The 25,418-nt window shown below is 57.7% G+C and carries 34 protein-coding genes and 1 tRNA gene; 12 read left to right on the forward strand and 23 right to left on the reverse strand.

From position 1 onward, the window contains the following. Positions 1 to 11 precede the first annotated feature (11 nt). From ABD892_RS07095 to panD, 8 genes are all read left to right on the forward strand, one after another. The gene (locus tag ABD892_RS07095) at positions 12 to 1,382 is read left to right on the forward strand and encodes a sigma-54-dependent transcriptional regulator (protein WP_345194749.1); all 1,371 of its coding nucleotides are present in this window, start codon (positions 12 to 14) and stop codon (positions 1,380 to 1,382) included. Positions 1,383 to 1,586: 204 nt separating this feature from the next. After that, a complete protein-coding gene (locus ABD892_RS07100) occupies positions 1,587 to 2,354 on the forward strand; it encodes a hypothetical protein (RefSeq protein WP_345194750.1) in 768 nt (255 codons plus the stop codon). A 136-nt stretch (positions 2,355 to 2,490) separates the two neighbouring features. Continuing rightward, a complete protein-coding gene (pcnB, locus tag ABD892_RS07105; protein ID WP_345194751.1) occupies positions 2,491 to 3,888 on the forward strand; it encodes a polynucleotide adenylyltransferase PcnB in 1,398 nt (465 codons plus the stop codon). 69 nt (positions 3,889 to 3,957) lie between these two features. Next, positions 3,958 to 4,461, forward strand: a complete 504-nt coding sequence (gene folK, locus ABD892_RS07110; protein WP_345194752.1) for a 2-amino-4-hydroxy-6-hydroxymethyldihydropteridine diphosphokinase — start codon at positions 3,958 to 3,960, stop codon at positions 4,459 to 4,461. Between the two features lie 138 nt (positions 4,462 to 4,599). After that, positions 4,600 to 5,301 carry a deoxynucleoside kinase gene (locus ABD892_RS07115; protein ID WP_345194753.1) on the forward strand — a complete coding sequence of 234 codons (702 nt, stop codon included), beginning with the start codon at positions 4,600 to 4,602 and terminating at the stop codon, positions 5,299 to 5,301. A 204-nt stretch (positions 5,302 to 5,505) separates the two neighbouring features. Further along, positions 5,506 to 6,306 (forward strand): 3-methyl-2-oxobutanoate hydroxymethyltransferase, encoded by an 801-nt coding sequence (panB, locus tag ABD892_RS07120; RefSeq protein WP_345194755.1) that lies wholly within the window; start codon positions 5,506 to 5,508, stop codon positions 6,304 to 6,306. Next, positions 6,303 to 7,151 (forward strand): pantoate--beta-alanine ligase, encoded by an 849-nt coding sequence (gene panC, locus ABD892_RS07125; RefSeq protein ID WP_345194756.1) that lies wholly within the window; start codon positions 6,303 to 6,305, stop codon positions 7,149 to 7,151. The genes panB and panC overlap by 4 nt, the downstream gene beginning before the upstream one ends. A 122-nt stretch (positions 7,152 to 7,273) precedes the next feature. Then, the gene (gene panD / locus ABD892_RS07130) at positions 7,274 to 7,654 is read left to right on the forward strand and encodes an aspartate 1-decarboxylase (RefSeq protein ID WP_345194757.1); all 381 of its coding nucleotides are present in this window, start codon (positions 7,274 to 7,276) and stop codon (positions 7,652 to 7,654) included. A 49-nt stretch (positions 7,655 to 7,703) separates the two neighbouring features. Here the strand turns inward: panD and yciH are convergent, their stop codons facing one another. From yciH to ABD892_RS07145, 3 genes are all read right to left on the reverse strand, one after another. Next, positions 7,704 to 8,027, reverse strand: coding sequence for a stress response translation initiation inhibitor YciH (gene yciH, locus ABD892_RS07135; RefSeq protein ID WP_345194759.1), 324 nt, complete (start codon positions 8,025 to 8,027; stop codon positions 7,704 to 7,706). 23 nt (positions 8,028 to 8,050) lie between these two features. Beyond that, entirely contained in the window at positions 8,051 to 9,103 is a 1,053-nt protein-coding gene (locus ABD892_RS07140) for a DUF2333 family protein (RefSeq protein WP_345194760.1), read from the reverse strand. Between the two features lie 147 nt (positions 9,104 to 9,250). Further along, positions 9,251 to 9,883, reverse strand: coding sequence for a transglutaminase-like cysteine peptidase (locus ABD892_RS07145; RefSeq protein WP_345194761.1), 633 nt, complete (start codon positions 9,881 to 9,883; stop codon positions 9,251 to 9,253). Positions 9,884 to 10,063: 180 nt separating this feature from the next. Here ABD892_RS07145 and ABD892_RS07150 point away from each other — a divergent pair. The 4 genes from ABD892_RS07150 to ABD892_RS07165 all read left to right on the forward strand — a co-directional run bounded on the left by ABD892_RS07150 (position 10,064) and on the right by ABD892_RS07165 (position 11,201). Then, positions 10,064 to 10,140, forward strand: a tRNA-Ile gene (locus ABD892_RS07150). Positions 10,141 to 10,476: 336 nt separating this feature from the next. Continuing rightward, on the forward strand, positions 10,477 to 10,608 hold the full coding sequence (locus ABD892_RS07155; protein WP_345194762.1) for a hypothetical protein: 132 nt from the start codon (positions 10,477 to 10,479) through the stop codon (positions 10,606 to 10,608). 155 nt (positions 10,609 to 10,763) lie between these two features. After that, positions 10,764 to 10,991, forward strand: coding sequence for a hypothetical protein (locus tag ABD892_RS07160; protein ID WP_345194763.1), 228 nt, complete (start codon positions 10,764 to 10,766; stop codon positions 10,989 to 10,991). Between the two features lie 15 nt (positions 10,992 to 11,006). Then, complete coding sequence (locus tag ABD892_RS07165) at positions 11,007 to 11,201, forward strand: hypothetical protein (RefSeq protein ID WP_345194765.1); 195 nt, start codon at positions 11,007 to 11,009, stop codon at positions 11,199 to 11,201. A 41-nt stretch (positions 11,202 to 11,242) separates the two neighbouring features. Here the strand turns inward: ABD892_RS07165 and ABD892_RS07170 are convergent, their stop codons facing one another. Genes ABD892_RS07170 through ABD892_RS07265 form a run of 20 tightly spaced genes read right to left on the reverse strand, consistent with a single transcriptional unit; the run spans position 11,243 to position 25,404 of the window. Next, positions 11,243 to 12,169, reverse strand: coding sequence for a hypothetical protein (locus ABD892_RS07170; protein ID WP_345194766.1), 927 nt, complete (start codon positions 12,167 to 12,169; stop codon positions 11,243 to 11,245). Next, positions 12,166 to 12,909: a hypothetical protein gene (locus ABD892_RS07175; protein ID WP_345194767.1), complete on the reverse strand. Its 744-nt coding sequence runs from the start codon at positions 12,907 to 12,909 to the stop codon at positions 12,166 to 12,168. Before ABD892_RS07175 ends, ABD892_RS07170 begins: the two co-directional genes overlap by 4 nt. Positions 12,910 to 12,921: 12 nt before the next feature. Next, entirely contained in the window at positions 12,922 to 13,470 is a 549-nt protein-coding gene (locus tag ABD892_RS07180) for a baseplate complex protein (RefSeq protein ID WP_345194768.1), read from the reverse strand. Then, positions 13,467 to 14,381 carry a hypothetical protein gene (locus ABD892_RS07185; RefSeq protein ID WP_345194769.1) on the reverse strand — a complete coding sequence of 305 codons (915 nt, stop codon included), beginning with the start codon at positions 14,379 to 14,381 and terminating at the stop codon, positions 13,467 to 13,469. The genes ABD892_RS07180 and ABD892_RS07185 overlap by 4 nt, the downstream gene beginning before the upstream one ends. Next, entirely contained in the window at positions 14,378 to 14,974 is a 597-nt protein-coding gene (locus ABD892_RS07190; RefSeq protein ID WP_345194770.1) for a hypothetical protein, read from the reverse strand. Before ABD892_RS07190 ends, ABD892_RS07185 begins: the two co-directional genes overlap by 4 nt. After that, the gene (locus ABD892_RS07195; protein WP_345194772.1) at positions 14,971 to 16,428 is read right to left on the reverse strand and encodes a phage tail-collar fiber domain-containing protein; all 1,458 of its coding nucleotides are present in this window, start codon (positions 16,426 to 16,428) and stop codon (positions 14,971 to 14,973) included. The genes ABD892_RS07190 and ABD892_RS07195 overlap by 4 nt, the downstream gene beginning before the upstream one ends. Before the next feature lie 6 nt (positions 16,429 to 16,434). Further along, positions 16,435 to 17,016, reverse strand: a complete 582-nt coding sequence (locus tag ABD892_RS07200) for a phage tail protein (RefSeq protein ID WP_345194773.1) — start codon at positions 17,014 to 17,016, stop codon at positions 16,435 to 16,437. Continuing rightward, positions 17,013 to 18,236, reverse strand: a complete 1,224-nt coding sequence (locus tag ABD892_RS07205) for a baseplate J/gp47 family protein (RefSeq protein ID WP_345194774.1) — start codon at positions 18,234 to 18,236, stop codon at positions 17,013 to 17,015. Before ABD892_RS07205 ends, ABD892_RS07200 begins: the two co-directional genes overlap by 4 nt. Beyond that, positions 18,233 to 18,604 (reverse strand): DUF2590 family protein, encoded by a 372-nt coding sequence (locus tag ABD892_RS07210; RefSeq protein WP_345194775.1) that lies wholly within the window; start codon positions 18,602 to 18,604, stop codon positions 18,233 to 18,235. The genes ABD892_RS07205 and ABD892_RS07210 overlap by 4 nt, the downstream gene beginning before the upstream one ends. A 1-nt stretch (position 18,605) precedes the next feature. After that, the gene (locus ABD892_RS07215) at positions 18,606 to 20,357 is read right to left on the reverse strand and encodes a phage tail tape measure protein (protein ID WP_345194776.1); all 1,752 of its coding nucleotides are present in this window, start codon (positions 20,355 to 20,357) and stop codon (positions 18,606 to 18,608) included. After that, complete coding sequence (locus ABD892_RS07220) at positions 20,358 to 20,540, reverse strand: DUF6890 family protein (RefSeq protein WP_345194777.1); 183 nt, start codon at positions 20,538 to 20,540, stop codon at positions 20,358 to 20,360. 5 nt (positions 20,541 to 20,545) lie between these two features. Next, the gene (locus ABD892_RS07225; RefSeq protein WP_345194778.1) at positions 20,546 to 20,815 is read right to left on the reverse strand and encodes a putative phage tail assembly chaperone; all 270 of its coding nucleotides are present in this window, start codon (positions 20,813 to 20,815) and stop codon (positions 20,546 to 20,548) included. Between the two features lie 12 nt (positions 20,816 to 20,827). Then, a complete protein-coding gene (locus ABD892_RS07230) occupies positions 20,828 to 21,136 on the reverse strand; it encodes a hypothetical protein (RefSeq protein WP_345194779.1) in 309 nt (102 codons plus the stop codon). Then, complete coding sequence (locus ABD892_RS07235) at positions 21,120 to 21,650, reverse strand: hypothetical protein (RefSeq protein WP_345194780.1); 531 nt, start codon at positions 21,648 to 21,650, stop codon at positions 21,120 to 21,122. The genes ABD892_RS07230 and ABD892_RS07235 overlap by 17 nt, the downstream gene beginning before the upstream one ends. After that, entirely contained in the window at positions 21,650 to 22,156 is a 507-nt protein-coding gene (locus ABD892_RS07240) for a hypothetical protein (protein WP_345194781.1), read from the reverse strand. The genes ABD892_RS07235 and ABD892_RS07240 overlap by 1 nt, the downstream gene beginning before the upstream one ends. Before the next feature lie 10 nt (positions 22,157 to 22,166). Then, positions 22,167 to 22,619: a phage protein gene (locus tag ABD892_RS07245; RefSeq protein ID WP_345194782.1), complete on the reverse strand. Its 453-nt coding sequence runs from the start codon at positions 22,617 to 22,619 to the stop codon at positions 22,167 to 22,169. Between the two features lie 11 nt (positions 22,620 to 22,630). Beyond that, positions 22,631 to 23,764, reverse strand: a complete 1,134-nt coding sequence (locus ABD892_RS07250; protein ID WP_345194783.1) for a DUF2586 domain-containing protein — start codon at positions 23,762 to 23,764, stop codon at positions 22,631 to 22,633. 4 nt (positions 23,765 to 23,768) lie between these two features. Further along, positions 23,769 to 24,455 (reverse strand): phage virion morphogenesis protein, encoded by a 687-nt coding sequence (locus ABD892_RS07255; protein WP_345194785.1) that lies wholly within the window; start codon positions 24,453 to 24,455, stop codon positions 23,769 to 23,771. Continuing rightward, positions 24,452 to 24,937 (reverse strand): phage tail protein, encoded by a 486-nt coding sequence (locus tag ABD892_RS07260; RefSeq protein WP_345194786.1) that lies wholly within the window; start codon positions 24,935 to 24,937, stop codon positions 24,452 to 24,454. Before ABD892_RS07260 ends, ABD892_RS07255 begins: the two co-directional genes overlap by 4 nt. Then, complete coding sequence (locus ABD892_RS07265; protein ID WP_345194787.1) at positions 24,934 to 25,404, reverse strand: head completion/stabilization protein; 471 nt, start codon at positions 25,402 to 25,404, stop codon at positions 24,934 to 24,936. The genes ABD892_RS07260 and ABD892_RS07265 overlap by 4 nt, the downstream gene beginning before the upstream one ends. Positions 25,405 to 25,418: the final 14 nt, after the last annotated feature.

A 25,418-nucleotide genomic window follows, 5' to 3' on the forward strand; every position in this document is an offset into this window, starting at 1 on the left:
GAGGTCGGAGAATGCATCAGGATCACATACTGGTTGTCGAAGACGAGGCCGTCATACGTTCCTCTCTGCGTCGTCTGTTAACCCGCAACGGCTATACAGTGACTGAAGCAGAATCCGTGTCTGATGCCCGTCAGCACGACCTCAACAGCTTTGCGCTGATCATTTCCGATCTGCGCTTGCCGGGAGAACCGGGAACAGAAATGATTCGCCTGGCCAGCAAAACCCCGGTGCTCATCATGACCAGCTATGCGAGTCTGCGTTCTGCGGTAGACTCGATGAAGATGGGTGCTGTCGACTATATTGCCAAGCCCTTTGATCATGACGAGATGGTGCAGTCGGTCACTACGATTATTAGCCGGTCGCGCGAGAAGACCGAAGATACCGCCAGCCAACCTGCCCCCACCACGACTACCGGAAATATTGATACCGGGATTATTGGTGAGTCTGAGGCGATGCAGGATCTTTTCCGTCGCATCAGTAAAGTATCACCAACGAATGCAACCGTTTTAATCCAGGGCGAATCGGGTACCGGAAAGGAGCTGGTTGCACGCGCTCTCCACGAGAACAGCCAGCGCCGGGATGCACCGATGATTTCCGTCAACTGCGCCGCCATTCCGGAAACCCTGATCGAGTCCGAACTGTTCGGCCATGAAAAAGGCGCCTTCACTGGCGCGACAGCCGCCAGAAATGGTCTGGTAGAAGCTGCCGATAGAGGCACGCTGTTTCTGGATGAAATCGGTGAGCTGCCACTGGAGGCACAAGCCCGCCTGCTGCGTGTGTTGCAAGAAGGCGAGATTCGTCGTGTAGGATCCGTGCAATCGCAAAAAGTCGATGTTCGACTGATTGCTGCCACTCACCGCAACCTCAAGCAACTGTCTCGCGAGGGATTATTCCGGGAAGACCTTTATTATCGGCTCAATGTCGTCGAGCTTCACCTCCCGCCGCTACGCGATCGGGGTCAGGATGTCATCCTGATCGCAGAAGCCCTGCTGACTCGCACCTGCGAACGTATGGGGATTGAGAAAAAACTGTTCACACCAGAAAACTTGGCCACGATCAGCAGTTATCCATGGCCCGGCAATGTCCGTGAACTCGAAAATGCCATGGAACGCGCGGTTATCCTATGTGACGATGAGATGATTACGCCTGATCTTCTCGGTATCGATACCAACACTCGACTACCGTCGAATCGACCTGCCGGCGACAGCGATGACGATAATCCTGATGAACTCTCCCTTGAAGACTATTTCCAGCGTTTTGTCCTGGAACATCAGGAGCAAATGACTGAAACCGAACTGGCCCAGAAACTAGGCATCAGTCGTAAATGTCTCTGGGAACGGCGGCAACGCCTGGGCATTCCTCGAAAAAAATCAGCCGGTTAAATGTGCTTAGAGGAGCGGATAGTGAACAACGTTGGCAGGCATAAGTTTGTTATTAATATCTGCCTGTTTGCTATCCCGCTCGGCAAAATCCATCGTTGCTATAATTGCACGCAACATGGCGCTATTATAAGCAGATAAACAACAATTCTATCGAGTAGCACACTTCCCCACGGAGTCAGGTGGAAGTATCAGGCAGGGACGAGCATGACTATTCAACAATCTGTCTCAAGCAACGCGTTTACCTTATTTTCATTTGTGGCACTCTTGCTGTTACCGGATACTTCGCTGACAGCAAATCCATACCAACTCGCCATGCAACCGGCAACCGCGCCTGCTTACAATGACTCTCAGAGTTACTGTGAACGCCGTCGCTTGGAGCGGCAGCGCGATATCAACAACAATCCGAACATAGACCTTCGCATTCCCCTTCGCCAAACCGGCGATGCCAACTGCTTCACACCGGCTGAAAACCTCTACTTTGTGAGTCTGGTCACCGCGCAGGATGAGCTGGGCAAGAATGCCCCCTGGTATGACAACATGAGTGTCAAGACCCGTAAGAAAGCCGAGCTGGCCTGTCAGGTCATGGGGTATGGCGAAGGACCGCTCAGTATGTCATATGAAGACTGCATTGATGAACGTTTCCTGGAACTCATGGAACCTTATAATGATGAATACCGGGAAGAAAGCTCCATCTATATCAACAAACGCAACCGGCGCAGTGAGGACATTGTCAAACAGTGCGTGACGGCATTCCACCAGAATCTGCCCCAGCTTCCCCGGCAAATCCAGTTCCCCTTGGCCTACTATGACAAGAAACTTCACTCCTACCCGGCCTGGTATTTTGAAGGCCGGCTGGATGATGAGGCGTGGATCGAAAGCATGCAGGAAACCCGTGCCAGTGATGTAGTTATAGATGCCCTGGGGGAACAATGCCCCGGCGATATGGTTTTCTGGCTCTATCTTTCCGGCTAGTTCTGCCCGGACTCTATGGTTACCCGCCATAACGATAGAGACTGTCTATGCTTGCGGGTGAATGATAAAATGCCGCTTTCGATTTCACGATGAATATTAGTCACCCCATGGCAGTACACAGGAATACCCAGAAATCATGACAGGCAAGCGATCCGGATTCATCCATCGCTTGTTCAGCTACGTCACCGGCAAACAAAGCGATACCCAACCTCAGGCGCCGGTACCGACACTCAGCATCCTGCCCCGGGATCAGCATACGATCTCCCGCAGACATATCAGCGATAACGCCCTCAAGGTACTGCACCGACTGAACAGCCATGGCTATCAGGCCTATCTGGTGGGTGGCTGTATCCGAGATCTGATGCTGGACCTGCATCCCAAGGATTTCGATATCGCGACCAGCGCAACGCCAGAGGAAGTCAGGGGACTATTCCGGAATTCCCGTATCATTGGGCGCCGGTTCAAATTGATCCATGTTGTCTTTGGCCGTGAGGTCATTGAGGTGGCCACGTTCCGGGCAAGTCACCGTGCGGAAGATGATGAACACGACAGTTCCATCTCCCACCATTCCCAGAAAGGCAGGATTCTGCGGGATAACGTCTACGGCACCATTGAGGATGACGCCATCCGCCGTGACTTCACCATGAATTCGCTTTATTACACAACCACCGACTTCAGCATTCATGACTACTGTGGTGGTGTGCAGGATATTCACAACAGGGTCATCCGGCTGATTGGTGATCCGGAAACCCGTTACCGTGAAGATCCGGTTCGCATGCTGCGTGCGATCCGTTTTGCCGCCAAGCTGGATTTCCATATCGCCGACAACACGACCGCCCCCATTGCAACGCTGGCTCATCTGCTGAAAGACATTCCCGCTGCCAGGCTGTTTGATGAAGTGTTGAAGTTGTTTTTGTCAGGCCATGCAGAAAGCACCTATTACCTGCTGCAGGATTACCACCTGTTTGAGTCATTGTTCCCGGCCACGCAAGCCAGCCTGAAGGAAGCACCGGAATCGGAGCAAATCATCATCAATGCTTTGCACAACACCGATCTCCGCATCCAGGAAGACAAACCGGTCACCCCTGCATTTTTCTTCGCAGCGATGCTATGGCCGGCATTGATCCGCCTGCGTGATCGCTATCAGAACGAAGGCATGCCTCCGGTACCGGCCCTGCAACAGGCCGCCACTCAGGTCATTTCCCAACAATGCCGACGCACGGCTATTCCCAAGCGTTTCACCATTCCCATGCGGGAAATCTGGGAAATGCAGTCCCGGCTTGAACGCCGACAGCCCCGCCGGGTTGATGAACTGGCCACGCATCCACGTTTCCGTGCCGCCTATGATTTCCTGTTGCTGCGCGAACAGTCAGGCGAAACCATTGGTGATGCTGGACAGTGGTGGACAGACTATCAGGCCTCGTCACAGGACGATGACCGCCAAGCACTTCTGAAACAGCTACACTCAGTGCCTGGCAACAAGCGCAAACGTCGCCGGCGACGTCCCCGCAAGCGTCCGGGCAACACGGCGTAATCTCCCACATCGAACTCTTATTCCTGCCGGCACCCTCTGCTGGCAGGAATGTGTTACAGGTATCACACGATGTCCGTCACAGCCTATATCGCTCTTGGCAGCAACCTTGATGAGCCGGAGCAGCAACTTCACAGCGCTGTCGCCGCCCTGGAACAGTTACCGAAATCTAAGCTGCTGGCCGTCTCCCCGTATTATCAAACCAAACCCGTTGGCCCTGCCGGACAACCAGACTACATCAATGCCACCGCAGCCATTGAAACGACATTAACCCCCATTGAGTTACTCGATGCCCTGCAGGCCATTGAAAACAGTCATGGGCGGGTACGCACCATCCGGTGGGGAGCAAGAGTACTGGACCTGGATATTCTGCTTTATGGCGATGAAACCATAGAGTCTGAACGTCTTACTGTTCCGCATCGTGAGATGTCGTGGCGCAACTTTGTACTGATTCCCCTGGCCGATATTGCACCGGATATCACATTCCCGACTGGACAAAGCATTAAAAAGCTTTTACAAAACATTGATAGGAAAGGAATCGAACGACTCAGTGACAGCCTGGTAACGGAAGCATAAATCAGCTGCGCCATCGTTCATGACACTGGATTACGAAAACTGTTTGCATTGAACCCAACAGTTTTAGGCACGCGCAGTAATGTACGACACAGGATACTTAGTGGAAAGTGTGCATTGTTGTGAATGAAAGGAGCTGTCATGGAAGCCGCCACATTACCGTATACTGCAGACGCATCACCAACACCTGAAAAGGAAGACTTCCCGCGCTTCATTGCCGTTGAAGGTCCTATTGGTGTTGGAAAAACGACGCTGGCAAGGCGTCTGGCGGCAACCTTTAATTACGATATACTGCTGGAAGAAAGCCCACAGGATAATCCTTTCCTCAGCCGCTTCTATCGCCATCCACGACAGATGGCGTTGGCAACCCAGCTTCACTTCCTGTTTCACCGGGCCAGCCAGTTACAGTCAATCCGCCAGAATGATCTGTTCCGTTCTGTGCGGGTGTCCGACTTCTGTATGGAGAAAGATCTCCTGTTTGCCGAAATGTACCTTTCTGCAGATGAACTGGAACTGTACAACCGTGCCTATGAAATGCAGACAAAAGACCTGCCGACTCCCGATCTTGTTATTTACCTGCAGGCACCGGTTGACATCCTGAAAGAGCGCATCCGCGAACAGGGCGAGGAAGCAGAAAAACTGATTGGCCACGGTTACCTGAAACGCTTGAACGAAGCCTATGCAGAGTTGTTTCACTACTATGACCAATCCCCTCTGTTGATTGTGAATGCGTCAGAAATCGACCTTGTTCACAACGAGCAGGATTATCGTCAACTGGTTGAAGAAATCATGTCATGCCGAAAAGGCCGACATTATTTCAACCCCAAGCCTTCTGAACTTTAACCCGACTATATCCATAGATATTTCCTGACTGACCGATGTCATCGGTCAGTCAGGTACTGCCGTAAAGGCATAACAAGGTGAATCCCCACTGGAAATACGCGCAGCTTTCCACCAATATAGCCCCACTATTACCGTTTCCCGTCATATAAAAGGTTTTTAACGGCCTGCCTGACATTCGCTCAGGCGACCAAGGCAACATTACCAATGACTCAAATAACACTGCATACTCTCGCTGCCCTGAAGCAGTCCGGCGAAAAATTCACCTGTCTCACCGCTTATGATGCGACGCAGGCCAACCTGGTAAGCAGTAACGGCACAGAAGTGATCCTTATCGGTGATTCCCTTGGCATGGTCTGCCAGGGGCACTCCAGCACTGTGCCCGTCACTATTGATGATATGGTCTACCACACCCGCTGTGTCAGTCGTGGTAACCAGGGCGCCCTACTGATGGCGGATATGCCGTTTATGGCGTCTGCGATGGAAGAGCAGTCGATAATGAACTGTGCCGCACTCATGCAGGCAGGTGCCGATATCATCAAACTGGAAGGGGGACGCTGGCTGTGCCCGACCGTCAAGAAGCTTTCTGAGCGTGGCATTCCCACCTGCCTCCACCTTGGCTTGACTCCACAAACTGTGAGTATGCTGGGGGGCTACAAGGTTCAAGGGAAAGACACTGGCAGTGCCAATCGCATGATAGAAGACGCTTGCCTTTTAGAACAGGCGGGCGCCAACCTCCTGTTGCTTGAATGCGTTCCCACCCAGCTGGCTCGTGAAATCACCATGGCCGTCAATATTCCCGTGATCGGCATTGGTGCGGGTCCCGACACCGACGGTCAGGTACTGGTTATTTATGACATGCTGGGTATGACGGCCGGCCGTCGTCCACGATTTGTCAAAAACTTCATGACAGACAGCGGATCCCCACAAGCCGCCGTCGCCGCGTTTGTCAGCGATGTCAAAGAAAACCGCTTCCCCGGACCGGAACACGGATTTTATTCAGAATGAAAACTGTCTACAGCATAAACGACACTAGGGACTATATCCGCAGAGCCAGAGCACAGGGGCGCAGCATCGCCTTTGTTCCTACCATGGGGAACCTGCACGACGGACACCTGTCGCTGGTCAAAAAAGCGAAAGAACTGGCAGATGAAGTCGTTGTCAGTATCTATGTGAACCAGCTGCAATTTGGTCCCAATGAGGATTACGACAGCTATCCACGTACCTTTGAGGAAGATCAGGCATTACTGGAAGCCCTCGATGTACAGCTGGTCTTTGCGCCCTCTTCCCATGAGATTTATCCGGAAGGTGCAGAACATCACACTGTCGTTCGTGTCGATGCCCTGGATGGCATGCATTGCGGCAAAAGCCGCCCCGGGTTCTTTACCGGTATTGCGACCGTGGTCACCAAGCTGTTCAATATCGTACAACCTGACTACGCCGTGTTTGGTGAGAAAGATTTCCAGCAGCTCTGCATCATCAGGAAGATGGTCAATGACCTGATGCTGCCCGTGGAAATCATCGGCGCCCCCATTGCCCGTGCTGAGAATGGACTAGCATTGAGTTCCCGTAATGGCTATCTGTCTGCGGAAGAGAAACAGACAGCGTCAACCCTGTACCAGACACTGAGCGCAGCCCGTGAGTCAATCATTGCCGGCGACCGCAACTACGATGCCCTGCACCGTGATGCGTTCGTCAAACTGGCCCGCGCCGGTTTCAAGCCGGATTACTTCAACATCGTCAGCCGCCATACGTTGCAACCGGCAACACTGGCGGATAAAGAGCTGGTCATCCTGGCCGCTGCCGCCCTTGGTCGTGCCCGCCTGATCGACAATATCCAGATTGATCTCTAGGGAATCCTACGGACGAGCTGCCGTTAGAACCCTGCTTGCCGAACGGGCGGGCAGGGTTTAATCTTCGACCTCCGCCGGGGGGCTATCCCCGATCCGACGAGTGTTCCATACGAGGGGATTGAATGCACAACATTATGCTCAAGGCCAAATTCCATATGGCCTCTGTGACCCATGCCGTTTTGAATTACGAGGGTTCCTGCGCCATCGACGGTGAGTGGCTGGATATGGCGGGGCTACGTGAATACGAGCAGATCCAGATTTATAATAAAGACAATGGTGAGCGTTTCACCACCTATATTATCCGTGGCGAAGACGGTTCACGGATGATTTCCATGAATGGTGCTGCGGCCCGTAAGGTTTCAGTTGGGGATCGGGTGATTATCTGTGCTTATGCCAGTTATTCTGAGGAAGAACTGGAGAACCACAAGCCTGCTCTGATCTATCTGAACAAAGACAACACCATCGACCATACTGCAAACGCCATTCCGGTACAGCTCGGTTGAACGGCCTGCCCCTGTTTGCAAGACAGGGGCATAGTATAACCGGCCTGATTTACCCACCTGATCGTTTGACCTGATAACCCAGCTTCGTCAGTTCCGCAACCATGACTTCAACATGGTCTCCCTGCAACTCGACATTACCATCTTTAACGGCACCACCACCGCCACAGCGTTTTTTAAGTTGTTTCGCTAACGCTTTCAGGTCATTACCCGTCATGGGCAAGCCGGTAATCACCGTAACCGTCTTACCACCCCGACCTTTCTTTTCCGGTCTTACACGGACAATGCCGTCTGTTTCGGGAAGGACTTCCTCAGGCTTTTCCTCGCGAATCCGTCCCTGATCCGTGGAATACACCAGCCTGCTGCTCTTACTCATACCATGACATCCTCAAGGCAGGGTTACCCCTGCTCAAGCAATCTACGTAAATCAATGATCGCTGCATTGGCGCGGGAAATATAGTTCGCCATCACCAGCGAGTGGTTGGCAAGAATACCAAAACCATCACCATTCAAAATGATGGGGCTACCCAGCGGCTCCTGAGTTTCACGTAGTTCGCGGATAATCTGTCGCAGGCTGACCCGGGCGTTTTTCTTTTCCAGCACATCAGCGAAATCCACTTCCACGGCGCTTAACAGTGCAATTAACGCCCATGAGGTACCGCGTGCTTCATAGAAAATATCATCAATCTTGTACCAGGGCGTTTTGACAACAACCTCTGACTCACTGGGCGTCGACTGTACAGCCTCCGCATCGCCGGCCAGATCAGTATTCAGACGAGCCTTGCCAACACTGGCGCTAAGACGCTGGGACAGGGATCCAAGACGCGTTTCCACATCTTTCAACCAATCGGTCAGGTTATCCGCTCGTGAATAGAACTGTGCCGGATCGTTAGGATCAGACAGTCGGCCCAGGTAGCTGTCGAGACGCTTAATGCCGCGACGGTACTCGCCTTCACTGGATGGCAATGCCCAACTATTGGAATCAAAGTTGAATTGCGGTTCGGCAATGGCCAGATCCGGATCCTCTCTCGACTGGGATTGTGAACGGCTGAATTCTTTACGCAATGCGCGGGTAAAGTCCCGAAGCTGAATTAATGCACCCAGCTCCCAGTTAGGCATGTTATCCAGCAGTACACTGGGAGGCATGATGTCATTGCGCAGATAGCCACCCGGCTTGTCCAGCAGGGTTTCACCTATCCGAATCGCGGTTGTCGTGGAGGTAAAGCCCGGCACAACCTCACGGCTCAGCTGTTGTGCTTTCTGTGCCGCTTCCTGTCTGACATTAAGCAGATCCGGCTCACGGCTCCAGTAAATACCCAGAACCACATTCACCAGGATGAAAAGGGTGACAAGGGTAATGATCAGTACATTAACCGCTTTATGGCCGGCAAACGGATTGCGCAGATAACTGGCAGCTCCCGCAAACCGCTCCTTGAATCTGTCCAGCGACATGATTTCTCCTTTATTCTGACAGGCCTTCCCCGAGTGTCGGTATTATGGGCAAACTCGGGGAGAACCACTAGCGTTTGAGGAGAAATGTTAGGGATTCGTCAGGCAGTTAACGCAAGACATACTAACGGATAAGATGTGTCCTATCCGTCATTCAGAAAACAGGTCACCTTCCCGTGCACGAAATGCACGCCATGCCCCAAGCCTTGAGGCTGCAGCGACCCATCGTTCACCAAAATTACGATCCAGTAGCCAGAGATCCTCGGAATTAAAGGCATAGACCGGCATTAAATCGTCGCGATCCGATACTGGCAGAATATCGGTTACCAGATTATCCAGTACCAGGGCCGTACCCCCATGCTCAGGAATAACCAGCAGTACCATATGGGCCTGATTTAACGTGAGTGATCGCACATAAGCCAGGCGCAGACGGCTTTCATCAATACCTGCCTGTTTCAGGCTGAAGAACTTTGCAATGGCGTAATCTTCACAATCACCAGCTCCCACAGACAACATCTCTTTGGGTGAGGCCCAGTAGTCTTCCCTTTGCCAGAGTTTGTCATCGTTCACAAAGGTCAGCTTATTAAAGAAACGGTTGGTCTGTTCCAGGCGCTCAAGATCACTCAGCGAGCGCAGATGTTCAACCAACTGCTGCCATTCGACAATTTTTTGACGAGCCTGCGGGGAGTTGTCAGTTTGATGAGCTGAATCTGATACATCACTGGCAATCGCACTAACAGCCAGCCCTAACACCCCATACAGGACTAATGCGAGACTTCTCAAAGGATACACACTCCGTGTGACAGCTATCCCTTAGAAAACTATAGTCCAGCTTTTTGCCCGGATTCGGCGTTGCTCAGCACAAGCAATTATTGGTAATCTGAGTGGAGCATAATTTGTCGATGCTTAACCCTGTCGGGGGTATGGCATCACAGTGTCACTATGCGTATAATCTCGCCGCGCGGGCCCATAGCTCAGTTGGTTAGAGCATCCGACTCATAATCGGCAGGTCGAAGGTTCAAGTCCTTCTGGGCCCACCACACAACCCCCACGAATCCAGTGTTTTAGCGCCTTCCGGCTGGATTCGACCAAAGTGTCACAAGGGTGTCACAGCCCTGAAAATAGCCTAAAGTGTCACATTCGTGTCACGTCCGTGCATCCCAGTCTTGATACCGTCACCCCTGAATAGAACTGGCGTCCTTCCATTTCGATAGATTGATCATTTTCACCACATAACACTTTCCTGCACTCTGTGCACTGCCGTAAATACGCCATAACCCAGCCTGATCACTGCTTTCAGCCTTCCCTGCTGCACACGCAATAACTGCACAAAAAACCAGTGCACGAAGCGCGCAGGCGGGAGGAGGAGTGGTTTTTTGGGGTGGGTTTGGATTGGCGCGGCCGTGCTGGGTTCGCAGGGGATTGTGGTGGCGGATCTGTCGCAGGATCGGGCGGGGGATTGCTTGTGGGTGGTGTGTGCTGCCGTAACTGGTGACGATAGTCAGTAATTAATAATTGCTTTCTGGTTTCGGGTGGTGCTGGTTCAGGTTGGCGGGGTTATGTGTGACAAGTGTCATCTATTATAAGGGTCTGACCGGTTCGGCGGACTTCGGGTGGTTGTGGCCGGTGCCGATGAATCGTTATATTCCCGGATGATTCTTCCATGACAACGCGATCGCCTGGTGTGTGCGTTGTCCTCTCCAGTCAAGGTAAGGCGGGGTTCATTATGTTGGGTAAAACTTTAATTCTGATGGGCGTGATCGGTGCTATCGCCTCAGTTATCGAAATAGCCAAACCCGGTACGGTGAAACAGATAAAGACAGAAAATGTAAAAGGGTTTCTTATTATGTCGATAGTGGTGGCACTGCTAGGCGGTTACCTGGTCATGTAAATCAAACGGGGAGATGTGCGAATGGATGATGAATACGACAACGAACAGGACGCATACAGTCAGGGCTATCATGCGGGTCGTACTGGTGTCGCTGACCCTGAATACTGGGCAGAAATAAGTGATGACGATGTAGAGTGGAAACGCGGGTACGATGATGCTCTGGAAGACATGAGAGAACGAAGAAAGGCCAACGAATCCCGCACACAATAATCCTGTGAACCGGCAACCAGTCACTGCTGCCGGTCTTCCTATCACTTCGTCATCGGGTCCAGCTTGGCGGTCTTGCTGGTCTGGATCTCGGTGGCCTTCTGTTCCACTGATGCTTTCACCGTTGGCAGGCCGTCCGATCCGTGGGTGTGTCCGGCTAGTTCGGTCAGGGCGTTGGCGGTCACGGTCATGAATTCCCCCAGGATGGCCAGCACGTTGTTGGCGCTGTCGCCCAGCCAGACTTTCTTCCCTTCCAGGTGGTGCGAGCCCGTGGCCACGCTGCGGCAGTTGCGGCCGGTGGTCAAGTTGATGTCGGCGCCGGCGGTCAGGTTGACGTTGTCCGCTGCGCCCAGGTTGGCGTGACCGGCTGACAGCAGCTTCAGCGCGCCGGCCTCTATGCGCTTGATCCCTTCCACGTCCTCCGTGGAATGCTCCGCCACCGTCTTCAGTTCGTTGACCAGTTCCAGCAGCCGTTCCTGGGTCTTCAATACACTGGTGCGACAGTCGTCGTTGATCTCGCCGTCGGTGTGGCGCTTCCAGTTGCCGGCGTCATCCACCTGCTGGAAACAGCCGTGGCGCTGTTGCCAGGTCTGCCAGTCGGCGTCACATTCCGGCATGCTCTGACGGTCGGGCAGCACGCCCCGGACATAGGGCTTGTGGGGTCGGCCGTAGGCCCAGGCGATTTCCACTAGCGCGCCCGGTTGCGGCAATCCCAGCAGGCCACGTTCCTGGGCGGCGGCGGTCATGACCACCGGCAGCCCTTCCAGCAGGGGAACGGCGGTGTCGATGGCGCCATCCTCTGTCAGTAGTCGTACATTCACCGCGTAACGGCTGCGGAACGGATCAGACAATCCCCCCCTGGCCGGTGCGTCGGTGATGCTCTCCACCACGGCGAACGCCGGCAGGTGATAGCCGGCGCGGATCTCGGGTAACAGCCGGTTCACGATCCGGCGGACGGTTTCGGTCATCATGCCGCTGCGGTCCTCTTTAGTCGCAAGTCCCAGGGGTTGGCGCTCCAGGCCAGCCGCATGCCGGCACCCTGCTGTTCCACCCGGGTGATGATCACCGGGTCACTGTCGCCAATCTGGATACGGATGCCGGGATGGAATCGCGGCAATGTGGGCACGCTGGCGCTGTTTCCGGCGGTGTAGGCGGTCAGCTGGCGCACGGGCACCGGCACCACGGCGCCGGTGTCGGGCAGGCCAGACCAGGACCCCACGTACACCCGCCCGTCGCTTTGCAGCTGCCAGACATAGTTCGGGATACGGAAGGCGGCGCCGATGCTGTCCATGGCCAGGTAGCCGCCGCCGGTATGGAAGAAAAACGGCGCACGGCGGTCCCGCCATTCGCCCTTGCCCAGGGTGAACTGCAGGCCGGTGTCGGCGGCAATGGCGGCCAGCACATCGCTGACACTGCAGTGGCGCAGGGCCATGGGCATGCGCCGGTTCAGGGTGGCGGGCAGTTCGCGCACCAGCAGACGACGCTGGCGGTTGTCCATGGGGATCACCTGCTCGATGTAGCCCAGGAACCAGATCCGGACGCTGTCACGGCGCCAGCCCAGTGAATACTGCACCAGGTTCCCTTCGGCCAGCGGCTTGTCGGACTCCACCACAAGCACCGCGACACCCGGCGTCTGCAGTTCGCGCACCAGGTTGTCGTTGACCAGTTTCACATCGTTACCGTTGATTACTACGCGCTTGATCAGTTGCATGGCGGCCGTCCGTCAGGTTGTTTCAGTGTCCACCGTGCCCCCTAGCGCCTGGTCGATCTTGGCCAGGAAGGATTCGAACCCGGTCAGCTCCCGGGCATTGACCGGGGTTTCCTCCGGTGTCGCCGCCACAGTGTCGCCGGTGGCGGGTGTCTCCTGCGGGGTCGGCTTCTCCTGCCGTTGTTCTTTTTTCTCCGGAACGGACAGGTGTTCCCGCAGGCTGAAACGGACAGACCAGGCCTGCAGGTTATCCTGTTCATCCACCCGGAAGTCACCCGTAAATTCCACCTGCCGGATGTCCATGGCCTCGGCCAGGTCGTCACTGATCACGTACACCATGGGCTTGCCGGCGGTGTCCAGCGCCTGGGCTTTCGCTGCCAGGCGGCGCAGGTCGCCGGGTTGCTTGTGGGGAACGGTCAGGGCGATGGCCAGCGTCTTGGCCTTGTTGCCGGTGCTGACGGTGTCGGTGCTGGATGTCTGGCCGCTGATATCCTTGCGGGCCAGTGGCAGCACCAGGCTGACCTTCAGGTTTTTGCCGGGGATCTTGTAGTTGTCCAGCATCATAGTCCGAACACCTCCCGGAAATAATCCAGTGAACCGGCGGGACCGGCCAGTGCCACCAGTGCCGTCAGGGTGCAGCTGGCGGACGGCGGGGTGATCCCGTCCAGGGAACGGGCCATCTGTTCCGGATCGCCCTGCAGTGACACCACCCAGCCGGTACCACCGGCCAGCGCGGTGCGGAAATCCGCCCATGCCTGGCGCCGTTCTGCCAGACGTGCGGATCGCTTGGCCAGCAGTGCCTGCAGTTCGGTGACCGGGTCGCCGTCGGCGGCGTACTGTTCCACGGTGGCCACCAGTGTTCCCAGGTTGTCACGGATACCGGCGGCGGTGTCATCCTGCCGGTGTCGTCTGCTTTGCCAGCGCGGGTTCGCAGGGGCGACAGCGCGCTGCCACTTGTCCCGCTCCCAGCTGGCCAGCTGACGGGCTCGGCGTTCGGCGAACGGCAGGCCGGCCAGTGGCAGTACGGTGTTCAGTTGCGCCAGGGTATCGGCAAACGACTGATAACCGCCGGCACAGACCAGCACCGCCAGGCATTCCCGGACATTGTCCTTTCGGGGTTCCATGGGGTCGCGCAGTTTGGCGGCCAGTGCGGCGCTGGCACCGTCCGGACTCAGCCAGCCCCGGTTCGGGGTGTCCACCCCGCCGGGTTCTGCCACGGCCATGGTCCACGGGTGGACGGTCAGCGCCATGGCGCCGCCTTCCAGCAGGCTGGCCAGCTGTTGCCGTGCGTCGCGAATCCCACCGGCCTGACCGGCCAGTGGTGACGGGGAAAAGGCTGCGCGCCCGCTGATGCCGGACAAACGACTGCCGGCGCTTGTCAGTTCGCCGGGCACCTGGTCCAGCACCGGATCGGCGGTGGCCGATACGCCTGACGGGGTGGCCGGTTCCGTGACCGTCACGGGCGCCCAGGTCATAGGGTCACCACGGAAAAGGCCGCGCGGGCGTCGATGGCGTTGATGGCTTCGCGTTTCTGGTCGTCGGTCAGGGTGTCATCCGCCAGGATGGATTCGATCTGTTTTTCAAGGGTCTGGCGGATGCCGGTGACCTGTCCGGATTGTGAAAACGTGTCAGCCTTGTAGATGATTCGCCGGATCAGTTCCGGTTTATCCACGTCTTTTCGGGTCAGTAGGATATTGTCGATGTAACTGGTGGGCGGTTCCGGTTCGGTTTGGTCACCGTCCTGCCATTCCTGCCAGCGCCGCGCCTCGATCTCCTGCTTGTCCCAGCTGATAATCTCGATATTGGGATAGGTGCTGGTGATGGGTTGCAGCATGGCGTCTGCCATGTTGTTGATGGTTTTTAATTTGAAAATTGCCAACTCATAAACCGATATCTGCAAATCAATCAAAACAGGTAATCCGTCTGGCCCTGTGTCTACTTCCTTTCCTTCGGGAATTTCTTTCAGTGACATGAACCAATGATCAATAGGAATTTCGACTGCGTCCTCAGGAATAGGAGTCAGACCATCGTCTGGATAAGCAATATTACTCAACCAGTAATAATTCATTTCCAACGCCCCTTTGCGATAAAGTTTACCGTTGTGCTACCCGGAACCCAGAACCACGTTGTGGCATAGAAACCTGATACTGTTGCCGGACCAACGTTAACTAGGTTCGTACCTTGTGTTGGTGTTCTGTTTTCATGATCTCCAACCACCGTGTAGCTTGTATCAATAAAGGCAATAGGAAAGGCAATTGTTGTCGTTTTGCCGTTGCCGCTTGGAATGCTCTTTTTTCCGTATTGAATAAGCATTCCGTCGTTGCGTTTTTCCCATGAGCCATTTGGCGTTCTACCTGAAGCGATAACAATGGCGCCTCCGGTTCCTGATTCTGGGTCACCTAGAAGTGCTACGTCTCCGCTTTCTTTCCCTGCATTTTTTGTTGCAGCACTTCCCAGTCCATCCACTTCAGAATGATCGGGCCAGCGGGTTGCCGTTGCCGGTTTGTTCTTGATGTTGTCCCAGACCCTGACCTGATCCCACCACGCTTTCAGTTTTGCCGGTGACACAAATATTTTCGACAGCGTCCCGGCGACAACTTCCGCCAGCGTCGCTTCCCGTGCTGTACCTGCGGTGGTTTCATCCGCCGGCCCTGCCTTCTGCAGAAACAGATCCGCCAGGGTTTCCCCGTCGGCCACGGTTACGCTGGTGCGCTGGTCAGTCACCACGCCGGCGCCATTGATTGCTGCGATCTTTTCCAGGTAATGCACCCGGCCAGCGCTGTCGGTGTAATCGGTCAGTGTCGTATTACTGAACTTGGGTGTGACCGTCGCCACCACGCCGGTGATATCCCCTTCCAGCGCTACGTCCAGCCAGACATCCTTCGGCAGTGCGCCGGGATCACCCAGGTCAGCGTCCGCCGCCTGGTTGATGCGGACGCCGGCCACATAACCCCAGCCGGCCTTCAGGGTGTAGCCGCCGTTGCGTTCCACCTTGAATCCGTCGTTTATAAACGTCTGGCGGCCATAGATGTCCTGGTTCGCGTTCCGCTCCCTGTCGTCGATACCGTCCAGCCGGGCGGTCCAGTCGATCATCCAGGTGTCCGCGCTGATGGTGACGCCACTGGTGTCCTGGGCATCCCGGTATTGCAGCGCGAAATTCTTGGTCAGGTTGTTGCCGATGTCGTCGCCGGTGGTCGCCGTCTTGTCCTGCTCCGGGACATAGTTGGCCGCCACCAGGGTGTCACCACTGGCCAGCCCCAGCCAGTTGAACGACCAGGTGCCGATGTTGGAACCCAGGACACTGGAGTACACGACCAGATCCGGATTCACGTAACCGGCCTGTGTGGGTGCGGCGTCGTTCTTGATCTGCCCGGCGGACGGCATGGGTTCGTCCGGGTTGACCGGCTGGGTGTGATCCAGCCCGGGAATGTGCGCCCAGATAAACCGGTCAATGACCACCGGTTGCCCGGCGGCCTGCTTCTGTGCGATCAGGGCTTTCCCCTGGTTGGTGATCCTCGCCATGGTCGGTCAGTCCTCGATGCTTGCCACCATGCACTGCTGGGCGTCATGAAACGCAATACAGCGCATGGTCAGGGTCAGCGGTGCAATGGTTGTCCATTCGTAACGGCGGCAAGTGCGGCCGTACATGCGGATGATGATGTCCAGCAGTTCCGGGCGTTCGGCGATCAGTGTCTCGGTAATGTTCAGCCGGATGATGTCCCAGTCCTGCCCGGGGATGCGTTCGTCCAGTTCGATGTACCCCAGTTCCATGCGTTCCCAGATCCGCTTGAAACCGATCACTGAACCGGCGTCCTCGGCGTTGGCCTTGGCGTGCTTGACCCGGCGGCGGTAAAGCCATTCCGGCTCCCCCGGGTAGCGGTCGATATCCCGCTGCCAGGCGATCATGTCCACGATCACCAGCGGGGCGTTGTCCACATCGAACCCGGTCAGGGGCCAGTACAGCCACGCCTGCACCTGGTTCCACCATTTGTCCATGACCCGGGCGAACTTCACCAGCTCGCCTTCGGGGGCGTCGATGGCCGGTTCCGGCTGGCCTTCCTGCCAGACCGGCAGCTGGATGTCGGGGCGCTTGGGCTGCTCCGGTGTCATTGCAGCGCCTCCAGTGACCAGGTCAGGGTCAGGCTGCTGATGCGGGGCACGTCCAGGTCGCTGACAATGTCATCCTGCCCCCACTTGATGCTGCGCAGGTCCGGGAACAGCTGGTGCAGTTCCTTGTCCAGCTGGGAAAAGGAAAAACGGCTGAACGGCCAGGTCTGGGTCACGGTGTAATCGGTGTTTTCCCGAAAGGCGCAGCGGATGCACTGTTCCACGGCGGTTTTCAGGGCGGCCTGCTGTTCGCTGTCCAGGTTGGGGTTGATCCAGAACGTACCGCTGATGGCGTGCTGGGTTTCCGGCAATGCCTGGGTCAGTAGGTCGTCGCCATGGCCGTGGTGGCCCTGGTTGCGGATGTGGTCATTGACCTGGTCCAGGTAACCCTGGGACGGAACACCGGCATCGAACAGGACAAAGGCGTCTGCCGATCCGGGACCGCGCGGTGCGTTGTGGCGGAAATAGATGCGGTCGGGACGGAATCCGATATTCTCCGCGATCATGGCGCGATAGACGGCATCAACATGGTAATCACCCAGCGCCGTGAACAGGTTGCGCAGCCGCAGCCGCAGACTGTTGTCGTCTTCTTCATCCGCGCCGGGAATGGTGATCCAGTCGTTGGCGTTGGTGACCTCGGTCACGCCGGTGACGGGTTCTTCCAGGATGGTGAAATAACCGGCTGCCAGGTTGTAGGCGGTGCCGGTTTTCTCCGCTTCCACGGGAACCCGGGCGGACGGGGCGTTGACCGGAAAGTCGGTGTCTGTCGTTACCTTCACCCGGTACACCGTGCCATTGATGGGCAGGGTCTTGATCCAGGTGCTGGCGTTGATGGTCAGGGCAGTGCCGATGCTGTCCCGGTGGAAGGTGATTTCCCCCTTCAGGGCGGTGGCGGGTTTGCGTTCGGTGTCGTAAGCCCAGGCGAACCAGTCCAGGAACGAATCGGTGGCCAACTTGGCGAACGACTGCGGCAGCACAAACCGGATAATGAAAGCGATCAGCCACAGCACCGGGGTGATGGCCACGCTGGTGATCAGGCGCCAGAACGGGGAAAAGGCGCTGTTATTGGAAAACTTCAGCCCCTCGTCGTCCGCCAGTTTCTGGAACTCGGCTTTCAGCCCGTCGGCGGTGGTGGGTATGCCGGACTGTTCCATGGCGTCACGGAACGCCTGTTCCTCGGGGGTCAGGTTGTCCAGGTTCAGCGTGGTGTCGTTATTGCTCATTGTTGCCCCGCGATTGCGTTCAGGTTGTATTCCACCGGCCCGAATTCATAGGTATCCGCTGACAGCAGCCATTCCCCCCGGTTGCCGGGGAACCCCGGGGTCAGCAGGGCCAGTTCCACGGTGCCGGGCACGATGCGGGTGTCGTCTTCCACCAGGATGCGGATCTTCTGCAGTTGCAGGCGGCGCACCTCCCGGTCCCGCTCGCCGATCATGGCCACCAGGTGGCCGGACTCCCGGATCGCGTGCTGCAGGTCCTGCCCGATGCTGTCCCGGTCCCAGCAGTAGACGGGCACGCCGGCGGCATCCAGCAGGATGTCGTCGTCTTTAATGGTCAGGTCGATGTATTTCGCGTTGTCAGTCGCCTGCATATCAGCCTCCCTGCACCGCCAGCCATTCATCCAGCTGGGCGGGGCCCATGCTTTCCTGGCTGTTGATGTGAATATCGCCGTACTGGCTGCCGGCCTTGTTGCCGCCCACGGCGGTGGCCAGCTGCTGGGTGACGCCGCCGGCCGGTACGTCGGCGGACTGGGTGGTGCCGGTGACGGTGGTGTCCGCCCCGCCGATCTCGACGCCGGGGATAAGGTTGATCTTTTCGATCACCCAGTCAAAGATTTTTCCCAGCCCCCGGAACAGGTTGATGATGTTGCCGATCACGCCCATGATCGCCTGGCCCCAGGTGCTGTCCAGGAACGCCTGTTTCAGGTCATCCCACCAGTAAACCAGCGCCCCGACGGCGGCGATCAGCGCGATGATGCCGACGATCACCCAGGTGATGGGGTTGGCCAGCAGTGCGGCGTTGACCAGCCAGATCGCACCGTTCCACAGCAGGGTGACCAGCTGCAGCGCCTTCATTGCACCGGTCATGATCATGAAAACTGCGTTCATTCCTCCGATAGCCAGCTTGGTGATTCCTGTCGCAATGGTCATGGCAGCAAATGCCGCCGACAGGGTAAGCACCCCCACAACGACATAACCGATCCAGCGGGTGATGTTGGGGAACATCTGCATCCACTCCGCCAGCTGCGCACCACCTGCGGCCAGATCCTGCATGACCGGATTGATCACCGGCAGCAGGGCCTGACCGAACACGACGCGGACCGCGTCCACGGAACTGGCGAACTGTTCCCACGGATCAACCATGGCGCCGGCCATCTGCGCGGCCTTGTCCATGCCGGTGACCTTGCCCAGCTGGTCGATGTTGGCGGCCAGCCCGGCGGTGTCGGCCATCAGCAGCTTGATCATGGATACCGCTTCCTCGGACCCGAACGCCTTTTTCAGGGCGTCGGACTCGGCCACGTCCAGGGTGTCCCCGAACTTGCCCTGCAGTTGTTCCATGATCTGGAGCATGGGCAGCATCCTGCCCTCGGAATCGGTAAAGGACAGCCCCAGCGCGGTCTGGGCATTGCCCACCCCGGCCAGGAACGATTTGTATTTTGTGCCGGCCTCGCTGCCGGACATGGTCGCCTGGAGTTTGCCCAGCACGGCCATCTGTTCGGTCAGGCTGATGCCTGCGGACTGGGCGTTCGCCCCCAGGCTGGTGAACGCGCTGCTCATCTCGGCGCCGGTGGTCTTGAACATCTGCACGGCGGTGGCCGTCTGGCCGGTCAGCATCTGCACCCATTCCGCCTTGCCCATGGCTTCGGCTTCACTCTGGAAGATGCCGTACATGGTGCCCATGTAACTGGTGACGGTGGCGGCGTCGGCCTTGGTGGCGGCGGCCAGCAGGTTGGACGCCTCGGTGAACTTCGCCAGCTCGCCGTTGTTCAGCCCGGCGATGGCGCTCTGGATGTCGTAACTGGAGCGGACAAAGTCGCTGGCGCTTTTGCCGTACTGGATACTGAAATCCAGCGCGGTGGCGGTCAGGGTTTTCAGTTCCTTGTCCGCCACGCCCAGGGAACGGACTTCCCCGAGGGCGCGGTCCATCTCGATGGCAGGCCCCAGTATGCCCTGCAGGGCTAAACCGGACGCCACCAGGCCGACGGCACCCTGCTGGATGGCGCTGAACCCTTCGGTGGCATTCTTTTTCATGCCGCCGATGGCCTTGTCCACCGCTGCGATGGGTTTGCTGACCTGGTCCACCATGGCCACGGTGAACATCAGCTTTTCCAGTGCTGCCGACATTTATCTGCCCTTGAACGCGGAACAAACCGCCTCGGTTACCAAATTTTTCAGGTTGCTGGACCGGTGTTTCTCCAGCCAGATCGCTTCCCCGATGGCGTCTTCGTCGATGTGTCGCCCGGGGAACCAGGCATGGGCCAGCGCAATGCCCTGACCCAGCGTGTCGTCCTGCAGCCGTGTGACCACGGCGTTTATTTTTTTACCGACAGTTCCAGCGCGGGGCGGAACTCACCGGCCACCATGGCGGCCAGATCCAGCGCATAGCCTTCACTGATCAGTTGTTCCATGACCGCCTGGTCATCCGCTTCAACGGTGCGCGCCAGGAAGTTCTTGCTGGGCGTCACCTTGTTGTCCATGGACATTTCGTTCTGGTAGCGGTGGAAGTCGTCCAGCGTGACGCTGAAGTGCAGGATCTGTTCGCCTGCGGTAATGATCACGCGCTTGCCGGTCTTGTCTGCCATAGTCCCTCCGGGTTATTTCTCTTTACGGGCGTATTGTTCGTTACGGACCTTGTGTATTTCGTCGAACAGCTTGTCGAACCGGGCCATGATCTGTTTCATGGCGTCCTCGACATAGACGCGGGTGGCGTAGTGCTTGGCCACCTCCAGCTTGTGTTCGCTCAGTTCGTGCTGGATGGCTTCGGATGCCTTATCCAGATCCACCAGGTGGTTCAGGATCAGCTTGAAGATCCAGACCAGAATCCCGATCAGCATGATCAGCACGGCGCCGATGATGGCCGCGCCGGTTTCGGTGATGGTGAAGATGTCAGCCGCCTGGTTCATTCACTTCATCCTTGCTGCTGGCGCCGAAAAAGAACTGGATCAGCGTGGTGCGTTCATCCAGTAATCCTTTCAGCACCAGGGTCAGGGCACTGCTGGCCAGAACCGCCGGATCACGTTCCGGCACGTAAATAAAAATCAGGACATACCCGGAAACCAGCAGCGCGATCAGCGGCAGGTTCCATTTCATGATCCTGTCCGCCACCTTGTCCGCCGTGGCGTTTTTCTTTTCATATAAAGCCCGGGCGTTCTGCCGGTCTTCGTTGGCCAGCCGGATCAGGGTTTCCCGGTGTTCGATCAGCCGTTCCCGCAATGCCCGGGCCTTGGCCTTGTCTGCATTCAGGACGGCGATGGCCTCGTCCATGCTGGACGCGCCGGTCAGCACCTGCGCCTGGTTGATCACTTCCCGGGCGACGGTTTCGCCCTTGTCGCCGCCCAGTAGCTTGCCGATCCATTCGCCCACGCCGGTGATGTCAGCGATCAGGGATGCGGCCTTGATGATCGTCAGCGGTTCCATCAGGCCACCATCTCCCTGTAGTCACGAATGAATTTTTCCGCCGTGCCCTTGCCGCCGGCGGTGTTGTAGTGCTGCTTCCAGTAGCGGGCCAGCCCGGGAATGTTGTGTGCGGCCGGCAGGGGCTCGGGCACCATCCACAGGCGGACACGGGCCACCGCGCAGCTGAAGCGCAGATCCGTGACCAGCTTTTCGGTGATGCGGTCCAGGGAAATGTCGCCCCAGTCCAGATCCCGGTCATCCAGCAGCCGGAAGGCATCCTGGAAGCGGTCGTCCAGGTCTTCCCGTTCGTCCAGGTAGCGCAGGATCACGTCGGCGGCGGTGGCGGGCTCCACCTGGAACACCCCGACGGCGGGACCGTCGTTGTGCTGCTTCAGGAACTCGCCCAGGTGGGATTCCGTGGCGGCGATCCCCATCATCAGGTTTTCCGCCGCCTCGGACCACATGCCCATTTCCTGCAGGGTCGGGCGGACAACGTACTGGCGGAAGTGTCTGGCGTTAATTCCCATGCCGTCCGCCTCAGATCAGGCTGTCAACTTCGTCCGGCGCCAGGTAGGGCACGCCGTCGATCCGGACAAAATCCGGGCTGGTGATCATGTAGGGGATCTTGAACAGGGATTTATCCGCACTGTTCGGGTCCACATCCAGCAGGCTGGAAAGGGTCAGCTTGGCGCCGAACGCCTCCACCCGCAGTTCATCGTCGCCGGCCTGTGCGAAGGCGTTGATGTCGAACGGCTCCAGCCCCCGGAAGCTGCCCTTTTTCTTGGCGGCTTCAATGATCAGGCGGAAATTGGTGCGATCCACCTCGATTTCGCCGGCGCCTTCCACGTCGCCGTCGGTGAAACCGTCCGGCACGCCCTTGGTCTTGGCCGTGGCGGTGTTGTCGGTGATGTCCAGGGTGAACTTGTTCACATGGATGGACAGCCCGGACAGGTCAAAATCAAACGATTTTCCGTTAATGCGTTTTTTCATGGTTCACCCCTTCAGGCGGCAGATTCCAGACCCCGGGCCAGATCCAGCATCAGGAAGACGCCGATCTTTTTCGGGCATTGATAGGGCGCGGCCTGGATGTAGATTTCCACCTCTGTGAGGGAAATCCAGGTGATCACGATGTCGCCGTCTTCAGGCGGCTGGATCATGGCCGGGAACGGCTGGCCGCCGATCTCCGTGGACCGGCTGGACTCGCGCAGCGGCCGCATGAAATAGGTGGTGTTGAAGGCGATGGACTTCGGCGTGCTGTTCAGGCTGCGGTCGGCGATCTTGCCGATGGCCAGCACACGGACACGGCGCGCCAGGTAGTCCAGCACCCGGATGTTTTCATATACCTGGAAGTCGCCGCCGGGGTTGTCCAGCATCATGTGGTCCGCCCAGTACATGCCGTTATAACCGGCATACCACTGGGGAACACTGAAACGCTCCTTGGACAGTTCGGTGATGATGCCCATGGTCAGGGGGGTGCCGGCACTGTCCTTCGGATCATCGCCCAGTCCCACCAGGGGGCCGGTGTTCACCCGCATGGGGGTGTCGGCAATGCTGACCGCCCGGTTGCACAGGCGGCCGGTGACCACGCCCAGGTTGTTGCCATGCAGCTGCGGCACCAGGCTGACCCGGTTGGCGGCGACGCCGTTGTTCAGCGCCTTGATTTTCGCCAGATAGGCGGTCCAGTCCTCATCGGCGGCGATGCCGGGCACCGCCATGTGGCAGGTCATGAACCGGGCAAACCGGGAGCGGATGTCTTCCATCTTGGCATAGGCCGATTCCACCGCCGCCTTGTCAGCCGGGAAAGTGCAGACCGCCACCGCTTCCACGTCCAGGTCGTGGGGTTTTTCCATGACGCTGTCCAGCGCGGCTTCCCAGTCACCGTCCTGGACGATAGGGATCACGTACGCCTGCCAGTTCTGCCCGGCGTTCTGGCGCGCGGCAATCAGCTGGGTTTTCAGGTCGCTGGCATCATTGCCCAGCAGGGCGTCAAGGTCACTGTCGCCTGACAGGGGCAGCAGCTTGTCGTTGTTGGCGGCGTTGCCACCCACACCGATATACAGGAACTGACGTTCGATGTCGGGGAACGATCCCTGGTTCCTGTTGATGTTGTTTACGTTTACCTGTCCGGTTGCCATGTCGTCAGCCTCGTTTTCCTGATTGGGTTGCGGCTTCAGTGGTTAGCCTGGTTAATATCTCGCGGCCCACCCCGGCCCGTTCCGTGTCGGACAGGCCCAGGAAACTGCGTTCCGGCAGCGGGATGTCCCACTGGGTCTTGACCTGTTCTTCCCGCATCAGGCGCAGCACCAGTCCGGCCTGCGCCTTGCTCATGTTCTCTTTGATCCACTTTTGTGATGTGCGCCGGGTTTTGGTCTTGCCGCTCTTGTACTTGCCGGCGTACACCTTGAACCCTTCCGCTTTCAGCGCCTTGGCCTGTGCGGCGGTGGCTTCCTCGCCGGGGCGGTTCTCGCCGTGGATCTTCGCCATGCGCCGGGCGGTCATCGGTTCGGCGATGCCATCCTGCTGGCGGCGGGCGATCTGCCCCATCAGCCGGTTGGGCCAGGTGACGGTCACCTTGTCCTTGCCGGCGTAGACCTTCACGTTCCTGCCGCGCATGATCTTGGTCAGCATGCGTTTTCTGCCGTTCTTGCGGGCTGCCCAGGGCTGGCCGTTCAGGTCGCGCTGGCCCTTGATCCGGCCACGACTGGCCTTGATCACCTCGCGCCCCATCAGCTGGTGATACCGGCGTTGCTTGGCCGGGGTCAGGCGCAGGGCCTGCAGCTGCTGGCGCAGGGTGAAGTCGCCGTCCAGCGTCACCTTCAGGGTCATGGCGCCGGCTCCTGCAGGTCAGCGTTGTGGCCTACCACGGCGGCTTCGGCGATCCACAGGTCATAGGTTCCGAACGTCCATTTCCTGCCGTCCCAATCAATCAGGCCGTTGTCGTCTTCCACCACATACACCGGGTCGATGAATTCCACGGTGATTTCCACGTCCGCCAGCTTGTGCTTGTCGTCCATGTCGATCTGCCCTTCCGGGGAAGGCAGCGGCCTGTTCTCCCGATCCGGGTCGTTGTCATCCAGCCATGCCTGCACGAAAGCCAGCAGCAGGCCGGCATGACGGGCGGGGATACGCTCGAAGCACAGGACCGCTCGGTATTTCCAGTCCAGCAGGTGCACGCCCTGTTCGGTTTCCTGACGGCCACCGGGTTCCAGGGTGCCGTCCTCCTGCCAGCTCTCGAACTGCTCTTTCTTGATATTCAGCAGTGGCAGGCGTTGTTCCAGGTCGGCAGTGATCTGCTGTAGCTTGCTCATACCGTATGGACCCCGATGCGGCGCAGGCTGCACATCTGCCGGATCGCGTGGTTGGCGAATGTCCGGTACTTGTCCTCGGTTTCCTCGCCGGTCTTGGCCAGGTTCTCGGCCACCGGCTTGCGCTCGGCGGTTTCGAATTCCTTCAGGATCTCCGCCTTGCACTCGCAGAACACCGCCCGGCGGTACTGCTGCACCTTGGCGGATTCGCCGTTGATCTGTTGCGCCGGCACGTCGCCCAGCGTTGGATAACCCGATTCGACCTGGTCGATCTGCCAGAACGCCAGGCTGTCGTTCACCCGGGTGATGGCCAGCGCCAGCTGGTGTTCGATCAGGTCCGGGCCGTACTCCGCCGGAATGCGGTAAAGCGTCTGGAACGTGGCCATGTCGATGTCCGGATAGAACGGATCATTGACCAGTTTCAGTTCAGCCACATCCGGCGCCGGTGATCCGGCAAAACTCAGGCTCATGTCGTCCCGGGCTC

Origin of the sequence: Kistimonas scapharcae, assembly GCF_039540975.1 — a bacterium.
GTDB classification, from domain to species: domain Bacteria; phylum Pseudomonadota; class Gammaproteobacteria; order Pseudomonadales; family Endozoicomonadaceae; genus Kistimonas; species Kistimonas scapharcae.

Bases quoted from the DNA above. Each gene is read 5' to 3' on its own strand.
- ABD892_RS07185 (WP_345194769.1), bottom strand. From the start codon at position 14,381: ATGACCTGGGCGCCCGTGACGGTCACGGAACCGGCCACCCCGTCAGGC.
- ABD892_RS07250 (WP_345194783.1), bottom strand. From the start codon at position 23,764: ATGGCAACCGGACAGGTAAACGTAAACAACATCAACAGGAACCAGGGA.
- ABD892_RS07265 (WP_345194787.1), bottom strand. From the start codon at position 25,404: ATGAGCCTGAGTTTTGCCGGATCACCGGCGCCGGATGTGGCTGAACTG.
- ABD892_RS07215 (WP_345194776.1), bottom strand. From the start codon at position 20,357: ATGTCGGCAGCACTGGAAAAGCTGATGTTCACCGTGGCCATGGTGGAC.
- folK (WP_345194752.1), top strand. From the start codon at position 3,958: ATGTCCGTCACAGCCTATATCGCTCTTGGCAGCAACCTTGATGAGCCG.
- ABD892_RS07230 (WP_345194779.1), bottom strand. From the start codon at position 21,136: ATGAACCAGGCGGCTGACATCTTCACCATCACCGAAACCGGCGCGGCC.
- ABD892_RS07260 (WP_345194786.1), bottom strand. From the start codon at position 24,937: ATGAGCAAGCTACAGCAGATCACTGCCGACCTGGAACAACGCCTGCCA.
- ABD892_RS07170 (WP_345194766.1), bottom strand. From the start codon at position 12,169: ATGATGACCGAAACCGTCCGCCGGATCGTGAACCGGCTGTTACCCGAG.
- ABD892_RS07100 (WP_345194750.1), top strand. From the start codon at position 1,587: ATGACTATTCAACAATCTGTCTCAAGCAACGCGTTTACCTTATTTTCA.
- ABD892_RS07205 (WP_345194774.1), bottom strand. From the start codon at position 18,236: ATGAGCAATAACGACACCACGCTGAACCTGGACAACCTGACCCCCGAG.
- ABD892_RS07245 (WP_345194782.1), bottom strand. From the start codon at position 22,619: ATGAAAAAACGCATTAACGGAAAATCGTTTGATTTTGACCTGTCCGGG.
- ABD892_RS07095 (WP_345194749.1), top strand. From the start codon at position 12: ATGCATCAGGATCACATACTGGTTGTCGAAGACGAGGCCGTCATACGT.
- ABD892_RS07225 (WP_345194778.1), bottom strand. From the start codon at position 20,815: ATGGCAGACAAGACCGGCAAGCGCGTGATCATTACCGCAGGCGAACAG.
- ABD892_RS07180 (WP_345194768.1), bottom strand. From the start codon at position 13,470: ATGATGCTGGACAACTACAAGATCCCCGGCAAAAACCTGAAGGTCAGC.
- ABD892_RS07195 (WP_345194772.1), bottom strand. From the start codon at position 16,428: ATGGCGAGGATCACCAACCAGGGGAAAGCCCTGATCGCACAGAAGCAG.
- panC (WP_345194756.1), top strand. From the start codon at position 6,303: ATGAAAACTGTCTACAGCATAAACGACACTAGGGACTATATCCGCAGA.
- ABD892_RS07210 (WP_345194775.1), bottom strand. From the start codon at position 18,604: ATGCAGGCGACTGACAACGCGAAATACATCGACCTGACCATTAAAGAC.
- ABD892_RS07240 (WP_345194781.1), bottom strand. From the start codon at position 22,156: ATGGGAATTAACGCCAGACACTTCCGCCAGTACGTTGTCCGCCCGACC.
- yciH (WP_345194759.1), bottom strand. From the start codon at position 8,027: ATGAGTAAGAGCAGCAGGCTGGTGTATTCCACGGATCAGGGACGGATT.
- ABD892_RS07255 (WP_345194785.1), bottom strand. From the start codon at position 24,455: ATGACCCTGAAGGTGACGCTGGACGGCGACTTCACCCTGCGCCAGCAG.
- ABD892_RS07200 (WP_345194773.1), bottom strand. From the start codon at position 17,016: ATGACACCGGAGCAGCCCAAGCGCCCCGACATCCAGCTGCCGGTCTGG.
- ABD892_RS07175 (WP_345194767.1), bottom strand. From the start codon at position 12,909: ATGCAACTGATCAAGCGCGTAGTAATCAACGGTAACGATGTGAAACTG.
- ABD892_RS07190 (WP_345194770.1), bottom strand. From the start codon at position 14,974: ATGAATTATTACTGGTTGAGTAATATTGCTTATCCAGACGATGGTCTG.
- ABD892_RS07235 (WP_345194780.1), bottom strand. From the start codon at position 21,650: ATGGAACCGCTGACGATCATCAAGGCCGCATCCCTGATCGCTGACATC.
- panB (WP_345194755.1), top strand. From the start codon at position 5,506: ATGACTCAAATAACACTGCATACTCTCGCTGCCCTGAAGCAGTCCGGC.
- panD (WP_345194757.1), top strand. From the start codon at position 7,274: ATGCACAACATTATGCTCAAGGCCAAATTCCATATGGCCTCTGTGACC.
- ABD892_RS07115 (WP_345194753.1), top strand. From the start codon at position 4,600: ATGGAAGCCGCCACATTACCGTATACTGCAGACGCATCACCAACACCT.
- ABD892_RS07160 (WP_345194763.1), top strand. From the start codon at position 10,764: ATGACAACGCGATCGCCTGGTGTGTGCGTTGTCCTCTCCAGTCAAGGT.
- ABD892_RS07140 (WP_345194760.1), bottom strand. From the start codon at position 9,103: ATGTCGCTGGACAGATTCAAGGAGCGGTTTGCGGGAGCTGCCAGTTAT.
- pcnB (WP_345194751.1), top strand. From the start codon at position 2,491: ATGACAGGCAAGCGATCCGGATTCATCCATCGCTTGTTCAGCTACGTC.